At 34.0% G+C, this 2,678-nt stretch carries 5 protein-coding genes; 2 read left to right on the top strand and 3 right to left on the bottom strand.

The genetic code is table 11. The features are described from left to right. The 3 genes from ACY65O_RS06230 to ACY65O_RS06220 form a co-directional block, all read right to left on the bottom strand. Nucleotides 1-673, bottom strand: a 673-nt coding sequence (locus tag ACY65O_RS06230; RefSeq protein WP_462219990.1) for an ABC transporter transmembrane domain-containing protein, incomplete at its 3' end; no start/stop codon positions are given. Nucleotides 674-808: 135 nt separating this feature from the next. Beyond that, nucleotides 809-1,168, bottom strand: coding sequence for a carboxypeptidase-like regulatory domain-containing protein (locus tag ACY65O_RS06225; protein ID WP_462219989.1), 360 nt, complete (start codon nucleotides 1,166-1,168; stop codon nucleotides 809-811). Between the two features lie 34 nt (nucleotides 1,169-1,202). Further along, nucleotides 1,203-1,631, bottom strand: a complete 429-nt coding sequence (locus ACY65O_RS06220) for a CBS domain-containing protein (RefSeq protein WP_462219988.1) — start codon at nucleotides 1,629-1,631, stop codon at nucleotides 1,203-1,205. A gap of 208 nt (nucleotides 1,632-1,839) precedes the next feature. Between ACY65O_RS06220 and ACY65O_RS06215 the strand changes: the two genes are divergently transcribed. Further along, entirely contained in the window at nucleotides 1,840-2,175 is a 336-nt protein-coding gene (locus ACY65O_RS06215; protein WP_462219987.1) for an NADH-quinone oxidoreductase subunit A, read from the top strand. 88 nt (nucleotides 2,176-2,263) lie between these two features. Further along, nucleotides 2,264-2,678: NADH-quinone oxidoreductase subunit B (locus ACY65O_RS06210; RefSeq protein WP_462219986.1), on the top strand; the 415-nt coding region annotated here is incomplete at its 3' end.

The raw sequence follows: 2,678 nt of genomic DNA, 5'->3' as shown, positions 1-2,678 counted from the left end.
GGTCGCTTAAAAGCGTTTGTATCCTTTCGCTTTTTTTATTGATGATGGTATTTACAAAATAAATTGTAATGGCTAATAACGGCAATGGTGCCAATGCTACTAAAGTAAGTTTAGGACTTTCTTTAAGCATAAAAAAAACACTGAACCCAATTACAGCAGCAAGATTTATAAAATACATAATAGCCGGGCCAGTGTACATTCGCACACGGCTAACATCTTCCGAAATTCGGTTCATTAAATCGCCGGTGCTGTGTGTTTTGTAAAAGTTGATATCTAATTTTTGGTAATGAGAAAAAATTTCATTCTTTTGATTGTACTCAATATGACGGCTCATTACAATAATGGTTTGCCGCATTAAAAACATAAATATACCGCTGATAATGGCGAGTATAAGTAAAGTAATACCTGCAAGTAAAATTTTATTATCCTGGTGGTTTTCAAAAAATACAATTACTTTTCTTACCAGGAAGTCGTAGTTTTTTTCTGTTTCGCCTGCATTTGTTGTGCCATCTTTTTCACCTTTTACCGTATGCACCACGGTATTAACTACATACCTGGTAATTTGCGGCGCTAAAATTCTGAAGTAATTGGTTAAAACAACAAACACAATACCCAGCATAAAAAGCCAGCGGTATTTCCAAAAATATTTGTTGAGGGATTTGAGGTGCTTCATCGGGTGCAAAGGTAAGTTCAATCAATTAAAGAGCGAAAATGAAAAATGAAGCTTTAAATAGTCTGTAATATTTTAAGGACTTTGAAAGTGTTTTTACAAAATCGCTGTTATTTGTTAATCTGGTATTCGCTTAAATTAATTTTCTTTTAATTTAATTAAAAAAACACTGTCTCTTTTATTTTTATTTATTTTAATTTCCTGAGTTTGATAACCAGATTTGCTTACCCGGATCCTGTATTTTGGTGCTCCATATACCATTGAAATCATTTTTGATCTAGCAATAAAATTTCCATTTTCGTTAGAATAAAAGAAAGAATCGACATAAACATTTCTTACTGAATCATAATAATCTCTCGGTGGGATATCTAATAATTCTACTTTTACTGCTTCAATTCCAACCCCATTTTTTTCTGAAGTTATTTTTCCTGATAATATTATATACCCTTCGCAAGAAGTCAAAAACAAAATACTAAATATTAAAATGAGATTTCGCATTGGTAAGTTTTAAATTTTGGTCAATAGTTACCACTCACGAATGAATATAATTCTGCAAATGCTCAATAGTTTCTTCCTGTGTAAGAATGGTTTCTTTAATAACATCATTAATAGAAATGATACCGCAGAGATGGTCGTTTTCAAAAACGGGTAAGTAACGGATATTATTTTCGCTCATTATTTGCATGCAGGTATCCACAGAATTATCGGGTGTAATGCGGGGCAAACCTGTGGTCATAATTTCTTTAACCAAAGTAGTAGTTGATGATTTTCCTTTAAGGATAACTTTACGGGCATAATCCCTTTCGGTTAAAAGCCCGATGTAATTACCGTTTTCTTCCACTACAATAGAACCAATATTTTTTTCTGCCATTTGCTTTAAGGCATCCAGCACAGTAATATCCGGAGAAATGGTGATTACATTGCTGCCTTTTCTTTTAAGAATGTTAGAGACTTTTTTCATAATGGCTGTTTAGCGTTAAAAATTTTTACTGCAAATGCATTTGTAAGTTATTGTTTTTTTACTGACTTTAAAAACATTTACTTTAATTTTTATTCATACTGCTATTATTTAAATGGGTAAAAATTAATTGGTTACCACAATTTTGTAATCAATTTTAGCATTAACTTCAACCCCTGTAAAATCGGTTGCAAATATGGGTGCCTCTTCCATGATTATTTTAATTCTTGCTGCATTGGCCTTTTCGGGCATTGCATTAATGGTATCAAAAATAGTTACCCGTTCCACTTTTAACAAAAGCAAAGGGGAGCCTTACGAATGCGGCATACCCACCACAGGGCAAACCTGGGTACAATTAAATGTGGGCTATTATTTATTTGCTATTATATTTTTAATTTTTGATGTGGAGCTGGTGTTTTTATATCCCTGGGCTGTAGTGGCAAAAAAAGTAGGCTGGCTGGCATTGGTTGAAATTGTAATTTTCTTTTTTATTTTATTTATGGGATTTTTATATGCACATAAAAAAGGGGCGTTGAAGTGGATGTAAAGCCCCTCCTATCCTCCCCGGAGGGGAGAGAAAGTACAAGATTGCGGAGTAGATAAAAGCGATTAATTTTTTTTATAATCTTCAAAAAATGAATGATAGTACAAATAATGCACAGTCTTTAAAAGTCCTCCCTTCTGGGGAGGATTTAGGAGGGGCTGTTCAGATACTTGACTTACCAGGCGGCGGCATTGTGCTCAGTAAATTAGATGATGTTATCAACTGGGCAAGATCAAATTCTTTATGGCCATTAACTTTTGCTACCAGTTGCTGCGGTATAGAAATGATGGCGACTGCTTCGGCAAAATATGATTTTTCGAGATTTGGTTTTGAAGTAGCCAGAGCATCTCCACGCCAGGCTGATGTAATCATTATTGCAGGAACGATCGTAAATAAAATGGCACCGGTTTTAAAATTTGGCTACCCGAAAATAATACCAATTAAAACATTGAAATATGCTGTCAGCCTTGAGGCGCTAATAACACCTTACGCACACTTTTGTATTT

It is taken from the genome of Ferruginibacter sp., assembly GCF_031430955.1.
In the GTDB taxonomy this organism is placed as follows: domain Bacteria; phylum Bacteroidota; class Bacteroidia; order Chitinophagales; family Chitinophagaceae; genus Ferruginibacter.
The sequence above is the reverse complement of the archived record's forward strand: the minus strand, read 5'-3'. Positions and strand labels throughout refer to the sequence as shown.